25 protein-coding genes and 1 pseudogene are annotated in these 22,838 nt (G+C 70.8%); 15 read left to right on the top strand and 11 right to left on the bottom strand.

Features of this window, described 5'->3' with window-relative positions; translation table 11 throughout:
* Nucleotides 1–33: 33 nt before the first annotated feature.
* Nucleotides 34–246 carry a hypothetical protein gene (locus tag VIM26_RS16350; RefSeq protein WP_331953060.1) on the top strand — a complete coding sequence of 71 codons (213 nt, stop codon included), beginning with the start codon at nucleotides 34–36 and terminating at the stop codon, nucleotides 244–246.
* 155 nt (nucleotides 247–401) lie between these two features.
* Here the strand turns inward: VIM26_RS16350 and VIM26_RS16345 are convergent, their stop codons facing one another.
* Nucleotides 402–845 (bottom strand): hypothetical protein, encoded by a 444-nt coding sequence (locus VIM26_RS16345; RefSeq protein WP_331953058.1) that lies wholly within the window; start codon nucleotides 843–845, stop codon nucleotides 402–404.
* A gap of 448 nt (nucleotides 846–1,293) precedes the next feature.
* Between VIM26_RS16345 and VIM26_RS16340 the strand changes: the two are divergent.
* A pseudogene (locus tag VIM26_RS16340) lies at nucleotides 1,294–1,410 on the top strand (DivIVA domain-containing protein); the annotation flags it as partial.
* Between the two features lie 67 nt (nucleotides 1,411–1,477).
* Complete coding sequence (locus tag VIM26_RS16335) at nucleotides 1,478–2,128, top strand: class I SAM-dependent methyltransferase (protein WP_331953056.1); 651 nt, start codon at nucleotides 1,478–1,480, stop codon at nucleotides 2,126–2,128.
* A gap of 42 nt (nucleotides 2,129–2,170) precedes the next feature.
* On the opposite strand, the gene VIM26_RS16330 is transcribed toward VIM26_RS16335, so the two are convergent.
* A complete protein-coding gene (locus VIM26_RS16330) occupies nucleotides 2,171–2,566 on the bottom strand; it encodes a hypothetical protein (protein ID WP_331953054.1) in 396 nt (131 codons plus the stop codon).
* Between the two features lie 94 nt (nucleotides 2,567–2,660).
* Nucleotides 2,661–2,849 (bottom strand): hypothetical protein, encoded by a 189-nt coding sequence (locus VIM26_RS16325; RefSeq protein WP_331953053.1) that lies wholly within the window; start codon nucleotides 2,847–2,849, stop codon nucleotides 2,661–2,663.
* Between the two features lie 84 nt (nucleotides 2,850–2,933).
* Between VIM26_RS16325 and VIM26_RS16320 the strand changes: the two genes are divergently transcribed.
* The 3 genes from VIM26_RS16320 to VIM26_RS16310 all read left to right on the top strand — a co-directional run bounded on the left by VIM26_RS16320 (nucleotide 2,934) and on the right by VIM26_RS16310 (nucleotide 4,848).
* The gene (locus VIM26_RS16320; protein WP_331953051.1) at nucleotides 2,934–3,635 is read left to right on the top strand and encodes a maleylpyruvate isomerase family mycothiol-dependent enzyme; all 702 of its coding nucleotides are present in this window, start codon (nucleotides 2,934–2,936) and stop codon (nucleotides 3,633–3,635) included.
* Nucleotides 3,636–3,720: 85 nt separating this feature from the next.
* On the top strand, nucleotides 3,721–4,695 hold the full coding sequence (locus VIM26_RS16315) for an NAD(P)-dependent alcohol dehydrogenase (RefSeq protein WP_331953049.1): 975 nt from the start codon (nucleotides 3,721–3,723) through the stop codon (nucleotides 4,693–4,695).
* Nucleotides 4,696–4,701: 6 nt separating this feature from the next.
* A complete protein-coding gene (locus VIM26_RS16310) occupies nucleotides 4,702–4,848 on the top strand; it encodes a hypothetical protein (protein ID WP_331953047.1) in 147 nt (48 codons plus the stop codon).
* Here the strand turns inward: VIM26_RS16310 and VIM26_RS16305 are convergent.
* A complete protein-coding gene (locus tag VIM26_RS16305) occupies nucleotides 4,845–5,300 on the bottom strand; it encodes an MmcQ/YjbR family DNA-binding protein (RefSeq protein ID WP_331953045.1) in 456 nt (151 codons plus the stop codon). The two genes, VIM26_RS16310 and VIM26_RS16305, sit on opposite strands and share 4 nt — an antisense overlap.
* A 64-nt stretch (nucleotides 5,301–5,364) precedes the next feature.
* Nucleotides 5,365–5,490, bottom strand: a complete 126-nt coding sequence (locus VIM26_RS16300; RefSeq protein ID WP_331953043.1) for a hypothetical protein — start codon at nucleotides 5,488–5,490, stop codon at nucleotides 5,365–5,367.
* Nucleotides 5,491–5,718: 228 nt separating this feature from the next.
* On the opposite strand from VIM26_RS16300, the gene nrdD reads away from it, so the two are divergent.
* Both nrdD and nrdG read left to right on the top strand, forming a co-directional pair.
* Nucleotides 5,719–7,953, top strand: coding sequence for an anaerobic ribonucleoside-triphosphate reductase (nrdD, locus tag VIM26_RS16295; protein ID WP_331953041.1), 2,235 nt, complete (start codon nucleotides 5,719–5,721; stop codon nucleotides 7,951–7,953).
* Between the two features lie 2 nt (nucleotides 7,954–7,955).
* Nucleotides 7,956–8,558 (top strand): anaerobic ribonucleoside-triphosphate reductase activating protein, encoded by a 603-nt coding sequence (gene nrdG, locus VIM26_RS16290; RefSeq protein WP_331953039.1) that lies wholly within the window; start codon nucleotides 7,956–7,958, stop codon nucleotides 8,556–8,558.
* Between the two features lie 75 nt (nucleotides 8,559–8,633).
* On the opposite strand, the gene VIM26_RS16285 is transcribed toward nrdG, so the two are convergent.
* The 4 genes from VIM26_RS16285 to VIM26_RS16270 are packed head-to-tail and all read right to left on the bottom strand — an operon-like array spanning nucleotide 8,634 to nucleotide 13,301.
* Complete coding sequence (locus VIM26_RS16285) at nucleotides 8,634–9,968, bottom strand: aspartate aminotransferase family protein (RefSeq protein ID WP_331953037.1); 1,335 nt, start codon at nucleotides 9,966–9,968, stop codon at nucleotides 8,634–8,636.
* The gene (locus tag VIM26_RS16280) at nucleotides 9,965–10,996 is read right to left on the bottom strand and encodes a TIGR03842 family LLM class F420-dependent oxidoreductase (RefSeq protein WP_331953035.1); all 1,032 of its coding nucleotides are present in this window, start codon (nucleotides 10,994–10,996) and stop codon (nucleotides 9,965–9,967) included. Before VIM26_RS16280 ends, VIM26_RS16285 begins: the two co-directional genes overlap by 4 nt.
* A 13-nt stretch (nucleotides 10,997–11,009) precedes the next feature.
* Nucleotides 11,010–12,425, bottom strand: coding sequence for a dihydropyrimidinase (gene hydA, locus VIM26_RS16275; RefSeq protein WP_331953033.1), 1,416 nt, complete (start codon nucleotides 12,423–12,425; stop codon nucleotides 11,010–11,012).
* 27 nt (nucleotides 12,426–12,452) lie between these two features.
* Nucleotides 12,453–13,301, bottom strand: a complete 849-nt coding sequence (locus VIM26_RS16270) for a nitrilase-related carbon-nitrogen hydrolase (RefSeq protein ID WP_331953031.1) — start codon at nucleotides 13,299–13,301, stop codon at nucleotides 12,453–12,455.
* A gap of 290 nt (nucleotides 13,302–13,591) precedes the next feature.
* On the opposite strand from VIM26_RS16270, the gene VIM26_RS16265 reads away from it, so the two are divergent.
* The 6 genes from VIM26_RS16265 (at nucleotide 13,592) to VIM26_RS16240 (ending at nucleotide 19,720) form a co-directional block, all read left to right on the top strand.
* Complete coding sequence (locus VIM26_RS16265) at nucleotides 13,592–14,629, top strand: putative F420-0 ABC transporter substrate-binding protein (protein WP_331953029.1); 1,038 nt, start codon at nucleotides 13,592–13,594, stop codon at nucleotides 14,627–14,629.
* 10 nt (nucleotides 14,630–14,639) lie between these two features.
* The gene (locus tag VIM26_RS16260; RefSeq protein ID WP_331953027.1) at nucleotides 14,640–15,680 is read left to right on the top strand and encodes a putative F420-0 ABC transporter permease subunit; all 1,041 of its coding nucleotides are present in this window, start codon (nucleotides 14,640–14,642) and stop codon (nucleotides 15,678–15,680) included.
* On the top strand, nucleotides 15,671–16,477 hold the full coding sequence (locus VIM26_RS16255) for an ATP-binding cassette domain-containing protein (RefSeq protein WP_331953025.1): 807 nt from the start codon (nucleotides 15,671–15,673) through the stop codon (nucleotides 16,475–16,477). The genes VIM26_RS16260 and VIM26_RS16255 overlap by 10 nt, the downstream gene beginning before the upstream one ends.
* Nucleotides 16,474–17,478, top strand: a complete 1,005-nt coding sequence (gene cofD / locus VIM26_RS16250; protein WP_331953023.1) for a 2-phospho-L-lactate transferase — start codon at nucleotides 16,474–16,476, stop codon at nucleotides 17,476–17,478. The genes VIM26_RS16255 and cofD overlap by 4 nt, the downstream gene beginning before the upstream one ends.
* 62 nt (nucleotides 17,479–17,540) lie before the next feature.
* Nucleotides 17,541–18,008 carry a hypothetical protein gene (locus VIM26_RS16245; protein ID WP_331953021.1) on the top strand — a complete coding sequence of 156 codons (468 nt, stop codon included), beginning with the start codon at nucleotides 17,541–17,543 and terminating at the stop codon, nucleotides 18,006–18,008.
* A gap of 233 nt (nucleotides 18,009–18,241) precedes the next feature.
* Nucleotides 18,242–19,720, top strand: coding sequence for a hypothetical protein (locus VIM26_RS16240; protein ID WP_331953019.1), 1,479 nt, complete (start codon nucleotides 18,242–18,244; stop codon nucleotides 19,718–19,720).
* 31 nt (nucleotides 19,721–19,751) lie between these two features.
* On the opposite strand, the gene cofC is transcribed toward VIM26_RS16240, so the two are convergent.
* Both cofC and VIM26_RS16230 read right to left on the bottom strand, forming a co-directional pair.
* Nucleotides 19,752–20,474: a 2-phospho-L-lactate guanylyltransferase gene (gene cofC / locus VIM26_RS16235; RefSeq protein ID WP_331953017.1), complete on the bottom strand. Its 723-nt coding sequence runs from the start codon at nucleotides 20,472–20,474 to the stop codon at nucleotides 19,752–19,754.
* 188 nt (nucleotides 20,475–20,662) lie between these two features.
* Nucleotides 20,663–21,442: an SDR family oxidoreductase gene (locus VIM26_RS16230; RefSeq protein ID WP_331953015.1), complete on the bottom strand. Its 780-nt coding sequence runs from the start codon at nucleotides 21,440–21,442 to the stop codon at nucleotides 20,663–20,665.
* A gap of 106 nt (nucleotides 21,443–21,548) precedes the next feature.
* Here VIM26_RS16230 and VIM26_RS16225 point away from each other — a divergent pair.
* A partial coding sequence (locus VIM26_RS16225; protein ID WP_331953014.1) for a PKD domain-containing protein occupies nucleotides 21,549–22,838 on the top strand: 1,290 nt, incomplete at its 3' end.

Below are 22,838 nucleotides of genomic sequence, written 5' to 3'. Positions count from 1 at the left end.
GAGCCGCGGCCGGGGCGGGCGTACCGTGCGGCCATGTCCACGCGTAGGGCGACGAGGCTTTGGCTCATCGGCGCACAACTTCTTTGCGTGACAGCGCTCCTGGGGATGCGGATAGTCACCCTTGCACAGGGCGATCGGACGACGGAGGCGTGGTTCTCCGTCACCCTGCTCGTGCTTTGGTTGCTCGCGGCTGTGGCCCAACTGGTCCTGCTCGTGCGAGAACGGTCGACGACAGCTCCGCAGTGACCTCAGTGCAGGCCTCAGTGCAGCGAAAGTGCACCAAAACGCCTCATTCACTGCACTCTGCCTGCACAGAGCGCTGCACTGAGACCGCCGACGCACGATTCACGGGCCGACCCGGCGTCGAGCCGTCGAGCTGGCCCGAGTTGCGTCCGTTCAGATCAGACGGCGCGCAGGGAGAGCAGGAACTGCCCGCCGCCCGGCTCGACCTTCGTGGTCAGCGCGAGCCCGGGGGCAAACCGGGACAGCCGGTCCAGCAGCCACTCGGCGGCCTCGTCGGCGTCGGCCTGGGTGGGGCAGCGAGCCACGAGCTCTCGGCCGCCCTTGCGGGTCAGCCGCTCCACGGTCGGCGCGATCGGAGCAGGCTCGACGACGAACAGCTGCGGCGACCACGCGACGACCGGCTTGACCGCGCCCTTGCGGGTGTTGCAGGACCGGTGCGCGAGGCGCTCCGCTCCGGCCACACCCTTCTTGCCCTTCGGCGCGGCGCCGCCGTCGATGCTCGGGCCGCGGCCCGCGTTGACGGAGACGTCGGGGTCGACCGGCTCGTCGCACAGCCAGCATCGCCAGGCGTCTCGCTCGCCGACCTCGTTCAGGGTGCTCATGCGCCCGAGGTTACGGGTTGCCCGCGGCTGGTCCAACCTGCCCGAGAGCCAGTGCGGATCCGGAACAGCGCGCCCGGGTTTCCGGCCGTGGCGAGGCGCCTCATCCCTTGTCGCGGCAGACCACCCGCGCGTCGTTCTCAACCTGCCCTCAACGACGTGGAGCTAGCCTGAGCGACGACACCATTTTCCGCCGCGCGACGTCGCCTCTCCGGCCGCACCGACGCTGGCAGCGAGTGGTGGCGGACGATCGGAGAGGACAACAGCCATGAGCTTCCTGTTCGGCAAGAAGCAGACCAAGGTGACCGAGACGCTCGACGCCACGCGGCTGCGGGCCGAGGCGGCCACGCTGACGCACACGAAGTTCCGCGAGGGATACGACATCGCCGCGGTGGACGCGTTCCTCGTCCGCGCCGGCGTCGCGCTGGACGAACGACGCCGCGGCGCGCCGCTGTCGTTGACCCCCGACGCGGTCCTGACCGCGAAGTTCGCCTCGACGAAGTTCCGGGAGGGCTACGACCAGGACGAGGTGGACGACCTGCTCGACCGGGTCGTGGTGAGCCTCAGGACGCCGAGCGCCGGATAGTCCCGGACGTTCCCGCGGGAACGTCCGGTCGCGTGGAAGAGTGCGGGTCGTGCTCAAGCCTGTCCTCGAGACGATCAACCGGGTGAACGCCGCGCACCCGTGGAGCCACAACGACCACTACCACCGGTGGGTGCTGCGGCGGCTGCCGAGGCACGTGCCGAGGGTGCTCGACGTCGGCTGCGGCACGGGCAACCTGGTCCGCGCCATGGCCCGGCGAGCCGGCGTCGCGGCGGGCATCGACCCCGATCTCGACATCATCGCCCTCGGCCGCGAGCATTCGCCCGACCACCCGAACGCGACCTTCGACGTGCTCGATCTGCTGGACGTCCCCGGCCAGAGCGAGTACGACGTGGTCACCGCGATCGCCGTCGTGCATCACCTCCCGTTGGACGCCGCGCTGAGGCGGATGCGCTCGCTGCTCGCCCCCGGCGGGACGATCGTGATCGTCGGCTGCTATCGCGCAGCCACGCGGTCGGACCATCTGCTCGACGTCATCGCGATTCCCGCGAACCTGATCCTCGGGCTCCTCAAGTCCGCCCGCGCCGTCGAGGCGAGCGTCGCGATGACCGCTCCGACCGCGACACCGCAGAGCACCCTCGCCGAGGTCAGAGCCGTCGCGGCAGACGTCCTGCCGGGCGCGCGCATCCGGCGGCGGCTGTTCTGGCGGTACTCGCTCGTCTACCGTGCCCCGAAGCGCTGACCGAGCACGTCGCGAGAACCGCGGCGGAGCGGGGGCGCGGTGTCAGGACGTGGCCCAGCGATCCCGGAAGTCACCCACGGTGAGCGACGACGTCGTCATGTAGGCGACATGAAGAGACAAGGTGATGCCGCCCATGAGCGACGCGAGCTGCTCCGGGGTCCAGCCGAGCAGGCGCTCATTGAGCGGGCTGACCACGAGGCGACGCTCATAGGACAGGCTCACGGCGACGAGGCTCACCGGCCTGCTCGCCTCCGGCGTGTGTGCGTTGATCACCCACCCCACCCACGAGGCATTGACGGAGGGCAGAAAGTCGGGCAGGGCGTCGAGCAGCTGGACGACGACGACTCCGATCGTGGAGCCCTCGGCGTAGGTCAGCGTCATCGGCGTCGGGTCGTCGCCCGCATGGACGTCGCTGCGGGTCACGCGCAGGGTGGTCATCGGTCGCTCTCACATCGATGGTGTCGAAGCTCGTCGCGGAGCCACGCTGGACCTCGATACCGTAGACGATCGACCGCCGACGCATCCGCCCCGGTCACGGTCTGGCGAGATCGTTGGCACCGCCCACGACCAGGTCCGCGGGAACGGTGTCCGACGGCGACGACGGGCGCGGCTCCGGCAGGTCGCCGGCGACCGCGCGTGCCCGGAGCCAGCCGTCCAGCTCGGCCGCGGGTACCGGCCGGGACATCACCACCACGTCCACGACACCGGCATCGAAATCCAAGGCACGAAAACCCGCCACTTCATATTCACGCGCGCCGACGGAACCACCTTCTGAATGCTTTGACCGTCATGCGATGATCGGCGCATGTTGACCAGCCACCTCGACCATCTGGGCGAGCTGATCTGGGCCCAGGACGAGTTCCTGGCCACGATCGGCGAAGTCGATCCCGCTACTCCGGTCCCGTGGTGCGGGAGCTGGCGGGTGCGCGACCTCGTCGTGCACCTCGCGGAGGTCCACCACTGGGCTGCCGCGCAGGCCCGCGACACCCAGGAGGCACCGCTCGGGCGTGGACCGTTCGTGCTCGACGACCTCTACCGCGAGTGCGCCGGTGAGCTTCGCAACACGCTGATCGAGCTGGGCCCCCACGCGGTCGGATCGACGTTCGATGGCTCGGGCCCGGCGTCGTTCTGGCGGCGCCGGCAGCTGCACGAGACGCTCGTGCACCTCTGGGACCTGCGAACAGCGGGTGGCCGCGGGCTCGATGTGCGCCCCGAGCTCTGGGCGGACAGCGTCGACGAGGTCGTGACCGTCCTGCAACCGCGCCAGGTGCGGATGGGCCGGATGCCGCGACTGCCGTCGCCGATCGAGCTCACGGCGGCCGACGTCGACCGCGTGTGGCGACTCGACACCGCCGACAAGGGTCCGGCGGTCGTGCAGGTGCGTGCCCCTGCGTCGGTCCTGGCCCTGATCCTGTGGGGCCGCAGGTCACCCGACGACGCGGAGGTCGAGGTCCGGGGGGACGCCGGCGTGCTGCGCGCCGCCCTGTCCGAAGGACTCACGGCCTGAGGGGCACGGACCGTCCTGCGCGGGTGCCGAGCTCGACCGATCGAGCGGTGGCCCGGTCCCGGGGACCCGTCGCTACAGTTCGAGAATGAAAGCCGCGGTCAGCACGCGCTACGGTCCACCGGACGTGGTTCGGATCGAGGAAGTCGCCATGCCGACGGTCGCCGATCACGAGGTGCTCGTCAAGGTTCACGTAGCCACGGCGAATCGGACGGACTGCGGCTTCCGGTCGGGAACGCCCTTCATCGTCAGGTTCTTCAGCGGGCTGCGGCGGCCACGGGTCACGGTCTTGGGGAGCGAGTTCGCGGGAGTGGTCGAGGCGGTCGGCGGTCGGGTCACAACCTTCGAGGTCGGGACGCGGGTGTTCGGGTACAACGAGAACCGGTGGGGCGCGCACGCCCAGTACCTGACGATCCCCGAGGACGGTCCGATCGCGACCATGCCGCCGAACGTGACCTTCGAGCAGGCGGCCCCCAGCACCGAGGCGTCGCACTATGCGCTCGCGGCGATCAGGAAGACGAAGATCGGCCCCGGGCACGAGGTGCTCGTGTACGGCGCGACCGGAGGGATCGGCACCGCGGCCGTTCAGCTGCTCAAGACGATCGGCGCGAACGTCACCGCGGTGTGCGACACCCCCCAGGTCGACCTGGTCAAGGGCCTCGGCGCGGACCGGGTGATCGACCGGTCGATCGAGGACTTCACGAAGGACCCGCAGACCTACGACGTGGTCCTCGACGCGGTCGGCAAGAGCTCCTTCGGCCGCTGCAGGCCTCTGCTGAAACCGCGCGGAATCTACGCCTCGACCGACTTGGGCCGCTGGGCGCAGAATCCGCTCCTGTCCGTCCTCACTCCGTTCTTCGGCGGAAAGCGGGCAACCATCCCCCTTCCGCAGCGGTACGACCGCGAGCTGGTGCAGCACTTCGGGGACCTGCTCGGCTCGGGCGATTTCAGACCCGTCATCGACCGGCGGTACGACCTCGCACAGATCGTCGATGCCTACACCTACGTCGAGACGGGTCAGAAGATCGGCAACGTGCTGATCGTCGTCGACCCTGCGATCTGAGGTCGCATGCCGTCGGACGACCTGCGCCGGACCTTCGGTGCGGATCCGGGCCGCTACGACCAGGCTCGCCCCGGGTACCCCGCCGCGCTGTTCGCCGACCTCCGCACGCTGGCCGACGTCGGGCCCGGGAGCCGCGTCGCCCGGCGACGCTAGTCCCGCGGCACGTCGCGGTGCGCCGAACGGCCTCGGCTGATCGAGTCGAGCGAGGACCTCAGCCGAGCGGGCAGGCCGGCCACCACGTTGTCGTAGGAGTCCTCGACGAGCTCCTCGACGAGCTCGAAGTCGGCGTCCGGACTCAGCTCGACGGTGATCCAGTGCCGCTTGTTCATGTGGAACCCGGGCCGGATGTTGTCGTGCTCGGCGATGAGCAGCGGCACCTCGTTCGGCTCGGCCTTGAGGTTCACGATCATGTGCTCGCTCACGCGTGGGTTGTGCGTCAGCAGGGCGAACATCTTGCCGTGGACTCGAAACACGTCGAGGTGCGGACCGAAGGGCTGGTCGAGCGTCGCGCCGGGGAGCGCGAGGCAGCCGTCATGACACCACTGCGCGGCGCCGGCAAGCCCGCGGCTGACCGAACCGCGGGCAGGGCGCGGGCTCTCACTCACCTGGGGACGGTCGGCCACAACCCGACCTTAGCCGCGTGCATCGTCGGGCAGCCGAAGCGAACGCCTACCCGCGCTGGCTCTCGGCCCGCTCCGACCGGGCAGCGTCGGCGATCTCCTCCTCCGGCCGCGGCGGAATCGTCTCATCGAACTCAAGGTTGGCGACCTCGTCGTGCGAGGGCTGCTCGGACATCCTGGGCTCCTTCCGACCCAACCCACGGTAGACCCGCGCCGGCGGACCGCGCTGGCGATCCCGCCACGCCGCCACCGTGAGATGCGGCGGATGCACAGCACCCGCGCTCCCGGGCGAGCGTAGGACGAAGGACCCAGACCGCCAAAGGCACTAGATCTAGTGTGACAACCCTGTAATTCACACAAGATCTAGTGTCAGATCGTTCGTCAGGAAGTCGGGGAGCCCGCCGTGACCGTTGTAGAGCTTGACCATGTGGAGTCGATCGATGGGCCGGTCGCCGGCCCGCACATGACCGTTCTCAAGCGCGACGGGCGCCGCCTGCAGTTCGATCACGCGCGAGTTCGCTCCGCGCTGGAGAAGGCGTTCGTCGAGGTGCATGGTGAGCTGACCCCCCTGGCGGACCACACGCTCGCCGACCTGGTGCTGCGCATCGACGGCGAGCTCGGCGCGCGGTTCACCGACGCGGTCAAGATCTACGAGATCCAGAACGTCGTGGAGCACATCCTGCTGGAGAGCCGGGAGTACGACGTCGCCAAGGCGTACATCAACTACCGCGTCCAGCGGGACTTCGCCCGGAGCAAGTCCACGGACATCAACCACTCGATCGTGCAGCTGATCGACAAGGACTCCGCGGTCGTCCACGAGAACGCAAACAAGGACAGCGATGTCTTCAACACCCAGCGTGACCTGACTGCCGGTGCGGTCGGCAAGGCGATCGGCCTGCGGATGCTGCCCCCGCACGTGGCGAACGCCCACCAGAAGGGCGACCTGCACTACCACGACCTCGACTACCACCCCTACTCGCCGATGACGAACTGCTGCCTCATCGACTTCGGCACAATGCTGGCCGAGGGGTTCCGGATCGGCAACGCTCAGGTGGACCCGCCGCGCTCGATCCAGACCGCGACCGCGCAGATCTCGCAGATCATCGCGAACGTCTCCTCCAGCCAGTACGGGGGCTGTTCGGCGAACCGGATCGATGAGTTGCTCGCGCCGTACGCCGCGAAGAACTTCGCCAAGCACCTGGCGGACGCGGAGCAGTGGATCGCCGAGGAGTCCCGGTGGCGGCCCTACGCGGAGGAGAAGACCCGCAAGGACATCTACGACGCGATGCAGAGTCTCGAGTACGAGATCAACACCCTGTTCACCTCGAACGGGCAGACGCCCTTCACCACCCTCGGCTTCGGCCTGGGCTCGGGGTGGCTCGAGCGCGAGATCCAGCGGGCCATCCTGGCGATCCGGATCGGCGGGCTCGGCGGCGAGCGGCGCACGGCGATCTTCCCGAAGCTGATCTTCACCATTCGCCGCGGCCTCAACCTGGAGCCGGGCGACCCCAACTACGACATCAAGCAGCTCGCGGTGGAGTGCGCCACGAAGCGCATGTACCCCGACATCCTGAACTACGACAAGATCGTCGAGCTCACCGGCAGCTTCAAGGTGCCGATGGGGTGCCGCTCCTTCCTGCAGGGCTGGCAGGACGAGAACGGCAAGGACGTCGCCGAGGGGCGGATGAACCTGGGCGTGGTCACGCTCAACCTGCCCCGCATCGCGCTCGAGGCGAGCGACAGCCAGGACGCGTTCTGGGCGCTGCTCGAGGAGCGGCTGAGCACGGTCCACGACGCGCTGGTGTACCGGATCGAGCGGTGCAAGCAGGCCGCGCCTGGCAACGCGCCGATCCTGTACGTGCACGGCGCGTTCGGCCAGCGCCTGAGCCCGGACGACGACGTCGACAGCCTCTTCCGCGGCGGGCGGGCGACTGTCTCGCTCGGTTACATCGGCCTGTACGAGGTGGCCGCCGCCTTCTTTGGAGGCGAGTGGGAGGGCAATCCCGAGGCGAAGGCGTTCACAATGCGGATCCTCCAGTCCCTGCACTCCCACGCCGGGGAGTGGACCGCGGAGCACGGCTACCAGTTCAGCGTCTACTCGACCCCGAGCGAGAGCCTGACCGACCGCTTCTGCCGGCTCGACAAGGCGAAGTTCGGCTCGGTGGCGGACATCACGGACAAGGACTACTACACCAACAGCTACCACTACGACGTGCGCAAGAGCCCGACGCCGTTCGAGAAGCTGGACTTCGAGCAGGACTACCCGGCATTCAGCTCCGGCGGGTTCATCCACTACTGCGAGTACCCCGTGCTGCAGCAGAACCCGAAGGCGCTCGAGGCGGTGTGGGACTACTCCTACGACCGGGTGGGCTACCTGGGTACCAACACCCCCATCGACCACTGCTACGCATGCGGCTTCTCCGGCGACTTCGAGCCGACGGCGCGCGGGTTCGCCTGCCCCGAATGCGGCAACGCCGACCCGCGCACGTGCGACGTCGTCAAGCGCACGTGCGGCTACCTCGGCAACCCGCAGGCGCGACCGATGGTGCACGGGCGGCACTCCGAGATCACCTCGCGCGTCAAGCACATGGCGGGGAGCACCGGGCTGGCCGGCGCGCCCGTGCCCGACGTCGACTGAGGATGCGCGTCCCGGAGCCGGGCCAGTGGCGCTCGGAGAAGCTCAGCCAGGGGTTCGTCGCGGACTACAAACCGTTCGTCTTCGTCGACGGTGAGGGCGTGCGGTGCAGCCTGTACGTCAGCGGCTGCCTGTTCGCGTGCGAGGGCTGCTTCAACGAGAAGACCTGGAGCTTCCGGTACGGGCAGCCCTACGCCGACGAGCTCGAGGAGCGGGTCCTGGCGGACCTGGCGCACGAGTCCGTGCAGGGGCTGACCCTGCTCGGCGGCGAGCCGTTCCTCAACACCGGCGTGTGCCTGCGCCTGGCCCGGCGGGTGCGGGAGCGGTTCGGCGCCGACAAGGACATCTGGTGCTGGACCGGCTACACGTTCGAGCAGCTGGCAGTCGAGACCCCGGACAAGGTCGCGCTGCTGGAGCACCTCGATGTCCTCGTCGACGGACCGTTCGATCTCGCCAGGCGCGACCTCACCCTGCAGTTCCGCGGCAGCAGCAACCAGCGGGTGCTCGACGCGCCCGCCTCGCTGGCCGCGGGCGAGGCGGTGGCCTGGGGGCACCGAACGGACGCCACCGAGAGCTACGAGCAGCTCGACCGCCGGTCACTGATCTAGCCGGAACACCGTTGGAGTTGTCAGCCCCTACGCGCGGCAGGGACCGCGCCAGGGCTGACACGGGACTCCTGGCGGTCAGCGGCCTGCTTCCACCGCCGTCAGGGCCTCGTCGTAGATCCCGAGTGCGGTCTCGACCTGCGCGTCGGTCACGATGCACGGCGGCACGACGTGGATCCGGTTGTCGGCGAGGAACGGCAGCAGGCCGCGCGCCATGAGCTCGCGCTTCACCGCGCCCATCACCGCCGCGGGTACCGGCTCGCGGGTCTCGCGGTCCGTCACCAGCTCGAGGGCCCAGAACACGCCGACCCCGCGCACCTCGCCGATCACCGGGTGGCGCTCCGCGAGCTCGGCGAGCCCCGGCGCCAGCAGGTCCGCTCCGATGCGAGCCGCGTTCTCGATGACCTTCTCGTCCTCCATCGCCGCGATGCTCGCCACGATCGAGGCCATCGCGAGCGGGTGCCCGGAGTACGTCAGGCCGCCGGGGAACACCCGGTCGTCGAAGAACGACGCGATCTGCTCCGAGATGATCACCCCGCCGGCCGGGACGTAGCCAGAGTTGACGCCCTTGGCGAAGGTGATCAGGTCCGGCGCGACGTCGTGCTGGTCGAAGGCGAACCACGATCCGGCCCGCCCGAACCCGGCCATGACCTCGTCCAGGATCAGCACGACGTCGTACCGGTCGGCGATCGCGCGCACGCCCGCGAGGTAGCCCGGCGGGGGCACGAGCACGCCGCCGGTCCCGACGATGGTCTCGAGCAGGACCGCCGCGACGGACGACGCGCCCTCGGACACCAGGACCCGTTCGAGGTGCTGGAGCGCACGCTCGCACTCCTGCTCGGGGGTGCTCGCCCAGAACTCGCTGCGGTACAGGTACGGCCCGAAGAAGTGCACGTGGCCGCGCGCGAACTCGTTCGGGACCCGCCGCCAGTCGCCCGTCGCCACGATCGCCGCGCCGGTGTTGCCGTGGTACGAGCGGTACGCGGACAGCACCTTGTCCCGGCCGGTGACCTGTCGCGCCATCCGGATCGCGTTCTCGTTCGCGTCCGCTCCCCCGTTGGTGAAGAACACCTTCGAGCAGCTCGCCGGCGCGTGGGCGAGGATCGCGCGCGCCGCCAGGCCGCGCGGCAGCACGGCGTGCGAGGGCGCGACGGTGGTGAGCAGCTGGGCCTGCTCCGCGATCGCCGCGACGACCCGCGGGTGCTGGTGGCCGATGTTGACGTTGACCAGCTGGCTGGAGAAGTCCAGGTAGCGGGTGCCGTCACCGGCCTCGACCTCGCAGCCCTGCGCCGAGCGGATCACGAGCGGGTCGAACGACCCCTGGGCGGACCACGAGTGCAGGACGTGCGCCTTGTCGAGCTGGTAGGCGAGGCGGCCGTCGTCGTCGGACACTGCGCTGCCGGACGTGGTCATGAGGTCGCCAGCACGGGCTGGGCCATTGCGGGGATGATGCGCTCGCCGTACATGCGTAACGTCACTTCCTTGTTGTCGTGCTGGAGGTACCCGGCGAACTGGTGCACGCCGAGGTCCCGCAGGGCTTGGAGCTTCTGGACGTGCTCGGCGGGGGTCCCGAGCAGGCAGAACCGTTCGACGATCTCATCCGGGACGAAGGACGCGTGCACGTTCCCGGCGCGGCCGTGCTCGTTGTAGTCGTAGCCCTGGCGTCCGGCGATGTAGTCGGTGAGGGCCACCGGGATGGCCGAGCCCGCGCCGTACTTGGCGACGAGGTCCGCGACGTGGTTGCCGACCATGCCGCCGAACCAGCGGCACTGCTCGCGCATGTGCGCCCGCTCGGTCGGGGAGCCGCCGTCCCCGACGTACATAGGGGCGGCCACGCAGAATTTTACGGCTGCGGGGTCGCGGCCCGCCTTCTCGGCCGCGTCCCGGACCACCTTGATCGTCCAGGCGGCGATGTCCGGGTCCGCGAGCTGCAGGATGAACCCGTCGCCCACCTCACCGGCGAGCTTGAGGGCGAGCGGCCCGTACGCCGCGACCCACACCTCCAGCGCCGACCCCGTGCTCCACGGGAAGTGCAGCGTCTTGTCATTCAGCTCGACCGGGCGGTCGTTGGCCAGCTCGCGGATCACGTGGATGGCCTCGCGCAGGGTGGCGATCGTGGCCGGGCGGCCGTTGAGCGTGCGGACCGCGGAGTCCCCGCGCCCGATGCCGCACACCGTCCGGTTGCCGTACATCTCGTTGAGGGTCGCGAACAGGGAGGCGATCACGGTCCAGTCCCGCGTCGCGGGGTTGGTCACCATCGGCCCGACCATGATCCTGCGCGTCGCGGCGAGGATCGCGGAGTAGATGACGAACGGCTCCTGCCACAGCAGATGCGAGTCGAAGGTCCACACGTAGCCGAAGCCGTGCGTCTCGGCCTGCCGCGCGAGGTCGATCGTGCGCGACGCGGGCGGGTTGGTCTGCAGGACGACGCCGAATTCCATGCCGGGTGGCTCCTCAGATCAGGTACTGCGAGAGTTCACGCTTGACGTACCGGCCGTGGCCCGCGTGGCCGCGGAACTCGCCGTCGGCGATCACCACCTCGCCGCGGGAGAGCACGGTCTCGACGTGCCCGTCGATCTCGAAGCCCTCCCAGGCGGAGTAGTCGAGATTCATGTGGTGGGTCTTGCCGAGCCCGATCGAGGTGTGGCCGGCCGGGTCGTAGATGACGACGTCGGCGTCGGCCCCGGGGGCGAGGACGCCCTTGCGGCCGTAGAGCCCGAACATCCGTGCGGGCGTCGTCGCGCAGATCTCGATCCAGCGTTCGAGGCTGATCCGCCCGGTGACGACGCCCTGGTAGAGCAGGTCCAGGCGGTGCTCGACGGACCCGATGCCGTTGGGGATCTTCGAGAAGTCCCCGATGCCCCGCTGCTTCTGGGTCAGGCAGAACGGGCAGTGGTCGGTCGAGACGACCTGCAGGTCGTTCGTGCGCAGCGACTGCCACAGGTGGTCCTGGTGGCGCTCGGCCCGCGAGCGCAGCGGCGTCGAGCAGACCCACTTCGCGCCCTCGAACCCGGGCGCGCCGAGCTGTTCCTCCAGGGAGAGGTACAGGTACTGCGGGCACGTCTCGCCGAACACGTTCTGCCCGCCGTCGCGGGCCCGGGCGATCTGCTCGGCCGCCTGCTTGGCCGAGACGTGCACGACGTACAGCGGCGCGCCGGTCAGGTTCGCCAGCATGATCGCGCGGTGCGTGGCCTCCTCCTCGACCTGCCACGGGCGGGTGAGGCCGTGGAAGTACGGCGCGGTGTCGCCGCGCGCGAGGGACTGCTGCACGAGCAGGTCGATCACGCTGCCGTTCTCCGCGTGCATCATGATCATCGAGCCGTTCTGGGCGGCACGCTGCATGGCCTTGACGATCTGGCCGTCGTCGGACAGCAGGACGCCCTTGTAGGCCATGAACAGCTTGAAGCTGGTCACGCCCTCGGCCACCAGCTCGTCCATCGCGTCCAGGGAGGAGTCCTGGACGTCGGACAGGATCTGGTGGAAGCCGTAGTCGATCGCGCAGTTGCCCGCCGCCTTCTCGTGCCACAGCGCGTACTGGTCGAGCGGGTTCTCCCCCGCGTACTGCACGACGAAGTCGACGATCGTCGTCGTGCCGCCCCACGCGGCGGCCGTGGTGCCGGTCTCGAAGGTGTCCGAGGCGAACGTGCCGCCGAACGGCATCTCCATGTGCGTGTGCGCGTCGACGCCGCCGGGGATGACGTACTTGCCGGTCGCGTCGATCACCGCATCGACGCTCCCGACGAGGTCGACGCCGAGCGCGGTCGAGCCCGGGGCGAGCAGGGCCGCGATCGTCTCGCCGTCGATGAGCACGTCCGCGGCGCCGCGGCCGGTCGAGTTCACGACCGTGCCGCCCGTGATCAGAGTCTTCATCGCTGCTCCTCGGTCATCGGGTTCGGGTCACGGCGCGACGAGCGGGCCGTAGGCGTCGGGGCGGCGGTCGCGGTAGAACTGCCAGGTCTCGCGCACCACCCGGATCTGGTCGAGGTCGATGTCCCGGACCAGCACCTGCGGCTCGGTCGCCGAGCCGACGTCGCCCACGTAGTTGCCGTCCGGTCCGACGACGTAGGAGCTGCCGTAGAAGTTGACCGCCTCGTCGCCGTACTCGTTGTCCTCGCGGCCGACCCGGTTGGTCGCAACGATGAAGTACCCGTTCGCGACGGCGGCGGCCGGCTGCTCGATCTCCCAGAGCTTGTTGGAGATCCCCGGCGCCGTGGCGTTCGGGTTGAAGACGATCTCGGCCCCGTTCAGCCCGAGCGCGCGCCACCCCTCCGGGAAGTGCCGGTCGTAGCAGATGTTGACCCCGACCTTCCCGATCGCCGTGTCGAAGATCGGCCAGCCGAGGTTGCCCGGGCGGAAGTAGAACTTCTCCCAGAACTTCGGCAGGTGCGGCAGGTGGTGCTTGCGGTACTTGCCGAGGTACGAGCCGTCCGCGTCGACGACGGCGGCGGTGTTGTACAGGAAGCCGGCCTGCTCCTTCTCGTACACCGGCAGGATCATCACCATCCCGAGCTCCTTGGCCAGCGCGGCGAACCGCTCGGTCGTGGGGCCGGGCACGGACTCGGCGTACTCGAAGTACTTGCGGTCCTGGGTGATGCCGAAGTACGGGCCGGTGAACAGCTCCTGGAACGAGATCGCCTGGGCGCCCTGGGCCGCGGCCTCGCGGGCGAAGCCCTCGTGCAGCCTGATCATCGACTCCTGGTCGCCCGTCCAGGTGGCCTGCGTGAGCGCGACGCGTACGACGGTCATGGGATCCTCCGGTCATGCGGCTCCGGCCCGTCGACAGCTGCCAACGGCCATGCAAGGACCTTGGCCCTGCGCGAGCCGCCCCGCAAGACCCGCCGCGGCCCGGCGGACCAGCGGGTGACCTGCGGATAAGGTGATCCACGGAACCCGGCCCGTCCTTGGCCCGGAGGTGCCGCCCGGTCTTGGACGGTGAGTCCACAGGCGCGACGTGCGCCCGCGCCAACTGCGACGCCGCGACGGCGTGCAGCTCGCACGCCGCCGTCCGCCACGTCCCCGCCAGGAGTGCTCGCCCCATGCCATCCCCCCTTTCCGCCGCCCCGACCCGGCGTCGTGCGACCGTCGCGTGGGCCACCGGCGTCGCTCTCCTCACCCTCGCGGGCTGCACGACGGCGGCGCCGGCCGAGCCGGGCCGCTCACCAGGTGCCGCGGCTGGCTCGTCCGCGGCGGCCTTCACGCCGGTCACCGTGGACAACTGCGGCACCAAGGTCACGGTCACGAAGCCGCCGACGCACGTCGTCGCGATCAAGTCGACGTCGAACGAGATGCTGCTCGCGCTGGGGCTGCAGAACTCGCTCGCCGGGTCCGCTTTCGCCGACGGCCCGGTCCCGACCCGGTACAAGGCGGCCGCCGCGAACGTCCCGGTGCTGTCCGACCAGGTGCCCGGCCCGGAGGCGCTGCTCGCGGTGGCGCCCGACTTCGTCTACGGCGGCTGGGAGTCGAACTTCTCCGCCGACGGCGCGGGCGACCGCACCACCCTCGCGGACCGCGGCATCGGCACGTACGTGTCGCCCGCCGCGTGCAAGGAGAAGGGCTACCAGCCCGACCCGCTCACGTTCGAGGACGTCTACAGCGAGATCCGCGAGGTCGCGAGCCTGTTCGGGGTCGCCGACCGCGCCGAGACGCTGATCACCGCCCAGAAGCGCGCGCTCGCCACGGTGGCCAAGCCCGCCAAGCCGACGACGGCGCTCTGGTACAGCTCCGGCGCGGACACCCCGTACGTCGGGGCCGGCATCGGCGCACCCCAGATGATGATGGACAAGGCCGGGCTCACCAACATCTTCGCGGACGTGCACGACACCTGGACGTCGGCCGGGTGGGAGTCCGTGGTGGCCGCGGATCCGGACGTCATCGTGCTGGTCGACGCGAGCTGGAACACGGCCAAGAAGAAGATCTCCCTGCTCGAGGCGAACCCCGCGACCAACAAGCTCACCGCGGTGCGCGAGCACCGGTACCTGACGATCCCGTTCCCGGCGGCCGAGGCGGGCGTGCGCAATGCGGACGCGGTCGTGAGCCTGTCCAAGCAGCTCGCCGCGCTGCCGCCCCAGGACTGAGGGCCGCGGCGTGGACCGGGGCCGGTGGCGCCCACCGCTCACCCTCCTGGTCGGGGCCGGGTTCGCCCTGCTCGTCGCGACGGTGCTGGTCACCGTGACCATCGGACCCGCGCAGATCGCGGTGGCCGACGTCGCGCGCTCCATCGCCGGGCACCTCGGGCTGGGCGGGTTCGCCGGGGCCGACGGCGTGCCGCGGTTGCTGGACGCGATCGTGTGGGACCTGCGCCTGCCGCGCGTGCTCACCGCCGGCGCGGTGGGGGCGGGGCTCGCCCTCGCGGGGGCGGTGATGCAGAGCCTGACCCGCAACGCGCTCGCGGACCCGTATCTGCTCGGGCTGTCCTCGGGCGCGTCGCTGGGTGCGGTCGCGGTGCTCGTCGTCGGCGTCGGGCTGCTGCTGCCGGTCGCGGCGTTCGCGGGCGCGCTGCTCGCGCTGGTCGCGACCCTGACCCTGGCCCGGACCGGCGGGGTCCTCACGCCCGGGCGCGCGGTGCTCGCCGGCCTCGCGGTCTCCCAGCTGTGCGCGGCCGGGACGTCGTTCGTCATCTTCTGGACCGCGACCGGCGACTCGTACCGGGAGATCCTCAGCTGGCTGATGGGGTCGCTCGCGGGCACGACCTGGTCGTCGGTCGCGATCTCCGGGGTCGCGCTGCTCGCGGTCGGCGCCGTCCTGCTCGTCTCGGCGACCCGGCTGGACGCGTTCGCGTTCGGCGACACCGCGGCCGCGGCGCTCGGCATCGACGTCGAACGCACCCGGTGGACGCTCATGACGCTCGTCGCGCTGCTCACCGGGGCGATGGTCGCGGTCAGCGGTGCGATCGGCTTCGTCGGGCTGGTGCTGCCGCACGCGGTGTCGGTGGCCACCGGTCCCGCGCACCGGCGGTTGCTGCCGGTCGCCGCGCTGTGCGGCGCGGTGTTCCTGATCTGGGCGGACACCCTCGCCCGGACCGTCTTCGACCCGCGCGAGCTGCCGGTCGGCATCATCACGGCGCTGATCGGGGTGCCGGTCTTCGCGGTGATCCTGCGGCGCGGCCGGGGTGCGGCATGGAGCTGACGATCGCGGGGGTGGGTACCCGGCTCGGAGGCCGCTGGGTGGTCGACAGCATCGACGCGACGCCGCCGGCCGGGCGGCTGACCGGGTTGCTCGGGCCCAACGGAGCCGGGAAGACGACGCTGCTGCGGCTGGTCGCGGGACTGCTCGTGCCGGAGCGCGGGGCGGTCCTGGTGGGATCGGACGGGTTGGCGGGCTCGAGCGCGGACCCGGTCGCGGTGCACCTGCTCCCCCGGCGGGCCCGGGCTCGACGTATCGCGCTGCTCGAGCAGGAGTCCTCGAGCACCGTCCCGCTCACGGTGCGCGAGGTGGTCGCCCTCGGACGCATCCCGTACCGCACGCTGTGGGGCGCCGACACCGGTGCCGGGGCGGGCGAGGACCCGGTGGACCGCGCGCTCGCCAACGCGCAGGCCGCCCACCTCGCGGACCGGGCGTGGTCGGACCTGTCCGGCGGAGAACGCCAGCGGGTGCACATCGCCCGCGCGCTCGCCCAGCAGCCCGAGCTGATGCTGCTCGACGAGCCGACGAACCACCTGGACGTGAACGCGCAGCTCAGCGTGCTTGGGTTCGTGCGCGACCTCGGCACCACGACGGTCGCCGCGCTGCACGACCTCAACCTCGCCGCGGCGTTCTGCGCGCACGTGCTGGTGCTCTCCAAGGGACGGCTCGCGGCGGCGGGCCATCCGCGCGACGTTTTGCGACCGGATCTGATCCGCGACGTCTACGGTGTCGATTGCGACGTGCTGACCCACCCGCGCACCGGCCGACCGGTGATCGCGTTCGCCGAGGAGGTCCGTTGAAGATCACGGTGCTCTCGGGGGGCGTCGGCGGCGCGCGTTTCACCCGCGGGCTGCTCGCCCACCTGGCCACGACCCGGTCCGACCGGGGCGGCGGGACGAGCGCGGAGGTCACCGTGATCGCCAACACGGGTGACGACATGTGGCTGCACGGCGTGCGCATCTGCCCCGACCTGGACACCCTGATGTACACCCTCGGCGGCGGCGTACACGAGGACCAGGGCTGGGGCCGGGCCGGTGAGAGCCGCCGGACGTCCAGCGAGCTCTCCCACTACGACGTCGACAGCGAGTGGTTCACGCTCGGCGACCTCGACCTCGCGACGCACCTCGCGCGCACCGGTCTGCTGCGCTCCGGGCAGACGTTGTCGCAGGTCACCGAGCGGCTGTGTCGCCGCTGGGAGCCCGGGGTCCGGCTGCTGCCGATGACCGACCAGGAGGTCGAGACGCACGTCGTCGTCGATGCCGCGGCCGGGGGGACGCGGCTGCTGCACTTCGAGGAGTGGTGGGTCCGGCACCGTGCGGCCCTGCCCGCCCGCGCGTTCGTCCAGGTCGGGCTCGAGTCCGCGAGCGCCGCGCCGGGGGTCGTCGCCGCGCTGCTGGACGCCGACGTCGTCGTGCTGCCGCCGTCGAACCCCGTCGTGTCGATCGGCACGATCCTGGCCGTGCCGGGGATCTGGGAGGCCCTCGTCGCGACGGCCGCGCCGGTCGTGGGGATCTCCCCGATCGTGGGCGGCGCGGCGGTGCGCGGGATGGCCGATGCGTGCCTGCGGGCGATCGGGGTCGAGACGTCGGCCGCCGCCGTCGCCCGCCACTACGGCCGGCGGGAGGCGGGCGGCGTGCTCGACGCGTGGCTGATCGACACGGTCGACGCCGACGCCGCGGCGGGGCTGCGATCCGACGGCTGGCGGGTCGGGGTGGCCCCGACCCTGATGACCGACGTCCCCGCAACGGCCGAGATTGCCGCCCGCGCACTCAAGCTTGTGGTGACCGGGCACCCGGCCTGAGCACTCCAGGCCACTCACCAACCTGCGCGCGCTGCCGATGGGTTCGACATGTCGGCAACCGCATGATCGCGCGTAGGCGGGCGAGGCCGCCTCGTCGATTCCTCGTCGGCTCTGCCGCTGCTCTTCTTCTGCTGTTGGTCGCTGGATGCGCCTACCTGCCGGGATACGGCTCGCAGGCCCTGCCGGGTGGCTGCCTGGTCGCCTCAGCTAAGTGCGTGTCGGCGGTCCGGTCCGAATGGGGACGAACGGGTGCGATCCCAGCGGCGGCCCGCGATGGCACCATACAATCCGATGGTCATGTACTGGTCGTTTGTTGGTGGTCGAATCACATTCTTGCGTCCTACCGCATCGGGCGCCCCACGAAAATTCAGCCCAACTCGACGGTGGCCGGTTTTCCCGCGCACAGGCATACCTATGAGAACAATGTCTTCTACGAATGGAACGAAGGCACCGACGGATACCTGATCATCGGGGAACTCAACAACGAGACCCAGATCCTCAAAGAAATCGCCAACCGCGAGACTCTCTGATGAGCAGCGTCGGGGTGGCTCGGAACGACCCTGGCGAGGCTCCATCGACGTGTTCATGCCGATCCCGACCTCATGTCGGCCCGCGACCGGTTCGGCTTGCCGCATGCTTGGCACCGAGCGCGCCTCCCGTCAGTGGCCCGGCCGCCCCGATTGCCACCCGAAAGGCCCCCGTGAGCCCCAGCACCGTAGGCCACGGCCGCGCCCGTCACACACCGCCGCCCACGCGTGCACCCGTGTCCCTCACCCCACGGATGGTCGCCCTCGGCGCGGTGGCGGTCCCGGCTGTGCTCGCGGTCCTCTTCTGGGCATTCCACGGGTCCGTCACCAGCATCGCACGGGGCGTCTGGGCGAGCGCCACCTGGAAGGTGATCCTGATCGGCGTCGTCGTCGCGCTCGTCCTGCTCGCCAAGAGCAGGCGCAAGCTCAGCGCCCTGGTCGTCGTCCTCGTCATCCTGGCGGCCATCCCGGGCGCGTTCCTCGGCGGATTCACCCGGCAGAGCGCGCTGCTCGGGTCCGTGAAGACTGTGGAGCACGACCAGCCCGGCTACGACTGGCGGCTGCCCTGGGCCACCGCCGCCGCGTCCGCTGACAGCCGCGCCGGGGACGTCGTCGGCGACTTCGACTCCACCGACACCACGTTCCTGCCCGCGTCGAACTCCTACGCGACGCCCGTGCTCGCGCGCGGCAGGCTCGTCAACGGGTTCAACCAGGTCGCCGTCCAGTCCCGGACCGCGGCGACCGCGACCGTGTGCAGCTTCGCCGCCCAGGTGCCCGTCGATCAGGGCTGGTTCGCGTACAACCTGCGCCGCGCCCTGTCGTTCGTGGACCCACGGCTGATGGCCACCGGCTCCGACGTGTGGGTGTACTGCGACGGCAAGGCCGCGAAGCTCGTCATCCCCGTGACCAAGTACGTCGGCTTCCCCGAGTCGCACCGCCTCCCCGCCGGGGTGCTCGTCTACGACGGGAAGACCGTCACCCACCTCAAGTCCGTGCAGGCCGGCGCACTGCCCGGGCCGGTGTACCCACAGTCCCTCGCGGCCGCGCAGCGTGAGTCCACCCAGGCCGCGGACGGGCTCGGTGCGCGCGTCTTCAACAGGGCCGGGTTTGAGACGGTCGAGGGAGGCGCGGCGAATCCGGACGACGGCAACGTCTCCGAGCTCCTGCTGAACCGGACCGACAAGACCGGGTGGGACTACGTCACCGCGCTCACCCCGCGCGGGACGAGCAAGTCCATCGCGGCGGTGTCCACGATCGCCGCCGACCGGGTCACCTACGGCACCCTGAACCCGCTCACGATCCACAAGCTCGCCCGGTCACGGGAAGGCAACACGGCCCTGTCGAACCGGGTCGTCACCGCGTTCCCCGTCCTGAATTGGAAGGCGAACAGCCTGGAGATCATCGAGGTACTGCCGACCTCGGACGGGCTGTGGACCGCGACCATCGCGAACGCCACGTCCGCGACCCGGCGCGTGCAGATCAAGGCCGATCGCTCGCTGTGCCTGACTGACCTCGCGGGGACCGTGCAGCGGTGCGTGGACGCGGACGGCGCCACGCAGAGCGCGAGCGGGGAGCCGATCCAAGCGGGCACGGGCGCGGGCGGTCGGCCTATCGCGCCGTCGGCCGACCTGACGGCGCTGACGAACTCCGAGCTCGCCGACCTGCAGGCGAGGGTCGCCGCGGAGGTCACCAACCGCCTCACTGCGGAGAAGTGAACCTGCACGGTCGACTCCCCCGCCGGAGCGTTCAGACCCGACGTAGCGCGCGGACGGTGCGCGGGCCGGGGCCTCGCGCGAGGACTGCCTCGAGATCGGCTCGGACATCGACGTCGGTCTCGAGGCCCGAGCCCGCGGCGACGTTCAGGCGGGTATGACCCCGGGCTAGGTGGGCCGCGGCCGAGCCGGGGCCGAAGGCCGGGTCCATCGCCACGCCGGGCGCCGCTGTCAGCAGCGTGGTACCCGTCCCGGCGGCGTCCAGCACCACCCCGAGCGGGTGGGCGCTGCCCTGCCCGAGCGCGGCGTCGAGGTCGCCCGGACGCAGCGCCGGCAAGTCTCCGAGCAGCACCGCGACGCCGTTCGCAGGGGTCAGCCGCCGCGCCCGGTCGATACCGGCGCGCACCGCAGGGTTCAGCCCACCGGGATCGGGCTCGCGGACGACGTGCACGACGACCCGGCCCGGCGCCGCACCGACGGCACGCCGAGCCGCCCGGGCGGTCGCGAGGTCATCGGTCACGACCACGATCGTCTCGACGCGCCGGGCGGCCGCCGCCGCCGCGAGAGTGTCCCCCGCCATCGCCCGCGCGAGGAGTACTCGGGGCGTGGGCGGGAGCCAGCCCGCGAGCCGCGACTTCACCTCGGGACCAGCCTTGAGCGGGACGACCACCGTCCAGCGCAACTCGTCGGACCCGAGCGCGGCGCGCAGTCGATCCCCGTCGTTGCGGCCCTCGTCGACCTGCCGGCCGTCGGTCATCCGTCACCCGCCGCGGGAGCCGCGGGAGGAAATATCGACGTCTGAATCATTTCAGGCACGCGTGGCTGAATCCTTGCCCTGAACTGCGCACCCACCGAGCGCAAAAGCTGCGAGCAGGACGAGCGCACGGGAACGCTTCACAAATACCCCGAGTCTTCTTGTCTTCTTGAAGTGGGCACCGATGCCGGCTAGGCCCGCGCGACCTGGGTGTTCGAGACCTGGGCGCGCGGGCGCATCACCAGCTGATCGATGTTCACGTGATGCGGCCGGGTCAGGGTCCACACCACCGCGTCCGCGACGTCGTCGGCCGTCAGCGGCGCGTCGACCCCGGCGTACACGGCCTCGGCCTTCGCGGCGTCGCCGCCGAAGCGGTTGAGCGAGAACTCCTCGGTCGCGACCATGCCGGGCGCGATCTCGATCACGCGCACCGGCTGACCGATGAGCTCCAGGCGCAGCGTCGTGGCGATCTGCCGCTCGGCGTGCTTGGCCGCGACATAGCCGCCACCACCGGGGTAGGTGTCGTGCGCGGCGGTCGAGGTCATCACCACGACGTCGCCGCGCCCCGACGCGACCAGCGCCGGCAGCAGGGCCTGGGTCACCCGGAGCGTGCCGAGAACGTTGAGCTCGAACATCCCGCGCCAGTCCTCGAGCGCGGAGCTCGCGATCGGCGCCGCACCCTGCGCGCCGCCGGCGTTGTTCACCAGCGCGTGCACCGGGCCGCCCGCGGTGACCTCGGCGGCGAGGCGCGCGACGTCGTCGTCGGACGTGACGTCGGCGACCAGCACGCTCGCGCCCGTCTCGGCCGCGAGCGCCGCCAGCCGGTCGGCGCGGCGCGCGACCGCGACGACGTCCCAGCCCGCCGCCCGCAGCCGTCGCACGGTCGCTGCCCCGATGCCCGACGACGCGCCGGTCACCACGGCTCGGAGCTGCTCGGGCACGGCGGGGCTGGCGGGGAGGTTCTGGGTCATGGATGTCACCCTGCCAGAAGGTTCACCCGGCGCTACCACGCCTCGCAAACCCGGCAGCCGTATTACGTTGAACGTCACACCGTCGTAGAGCGAGAGGGGCACGTGGATGCGCCGGTTCGTCGTGCCGCTCGCGGTCGCGGTCACGGTCGCCTTCGCTGCGGGCGCGATCGCGCTCACCACCGGCGGGCGGGACAGCCCCCCGGTCACCGCGGATCCCACGGTGCACTTCACCGCGGCGGGCGACTACAGCACCGAGGCCGCCACCAAGTCCGTGCTGAGCAAGGTCGGCGAGATCGGCCCCGACCTCCACCTCGCGCTCGGGGACCTCTCGAACGGCGGCACCGGGCGCGAGCAGGACTGGTGCGACCTTGTCACCCGGTACGTGGGCACGCGCTTCCCGTTCGAGGTCGTCTCCGGAGACGACGAGTCCAACGGGCAGCACGGCAACATCGACGCACTGTCCTCGTGCCTGCCGAACCAGCTGCCGGGCGCGGTGGGGGCCTACGGCCGCCAGTGGTACGTCGACGTGCCCGCGCGGAACCCCGTGGTGCGGTTCGTGATGATCTCCCCCGGCCTGAAGTTCCCCGCCGAGACGTATGACTACTCGGTCGGCACGCCGCGGTACACCTGGACCGCCGGGGTGATCGACGGCGCCCGGGCCGCCTCGATCCCCTGGGTCGTCGTCGGGATGCACAAGCCGTGCCTGACCACCGGGAAGGACCCGTGCGGGTCCGGCACCGACCTGCTGAACCTGCTGCTGTCCAAGAAGGTCGACCTGGTGCTCCAGGGTCATGCCCGCGCCTACGAGCGGACCAAACAGCTCGCCCTGGGGCCCGGCTGCCAGGCCGTGGTGCCCGGCCCGGCGGACAAGGACTGCATCGCGGATGCCGGTCCGGGCTTCGTCAAGGGTGCCGGCACGGTCTTCGCGACCGTCGGGACCGGCGGCTTCGCCCAGCACCCGCTCAACCCGACGTCGCCCGAGGCGCCGTACTTCGCGACGACCTCCGGCAAGGACACGGCCACCTGGGGCCCGCTGGACGTCGAGGCCTCGTCCTCGAAGCTCTCCGCGAGCTTCGAGCGCGCCGCGGGCGGCTCGTTCACCGACGCCTTCACGATCCGGCCCGCGGGCCCCGGACAGAACGTCGCGCCGATGGCCTCGTTCACGGCCGGCTGCGAGCTGCTCGTGTGCGCCGTCGACGCGACCGGCTCGAGCGACCCGGACGGTGCGGTGCGCTCCTACGGCTGGGATTTCGGGGACGGCCAGACCGGAACCGGGCAGACCGCCCGGCACACCTACCGGCACACGGGCAGCTACACCGTCACCCTCACGGTCACGGACAGCGACGGCGCGAAGGTGAGCACGACCCACACGCTCTCGCCGAACGCGACCGGCGGG

The organism is Pengzhenrongella sp., assembly GCF_036565025.1.
In the GTDB taxonomy this organism is placed as follows: Bacteria; Actinomycetota; Actinomycetes; order Actinomycetales; family Cellulomonadaceae; genus Pengzhenrongella.
This window is presented reverse-complemented; position numbering and strand designations above follow the sequence as displayed.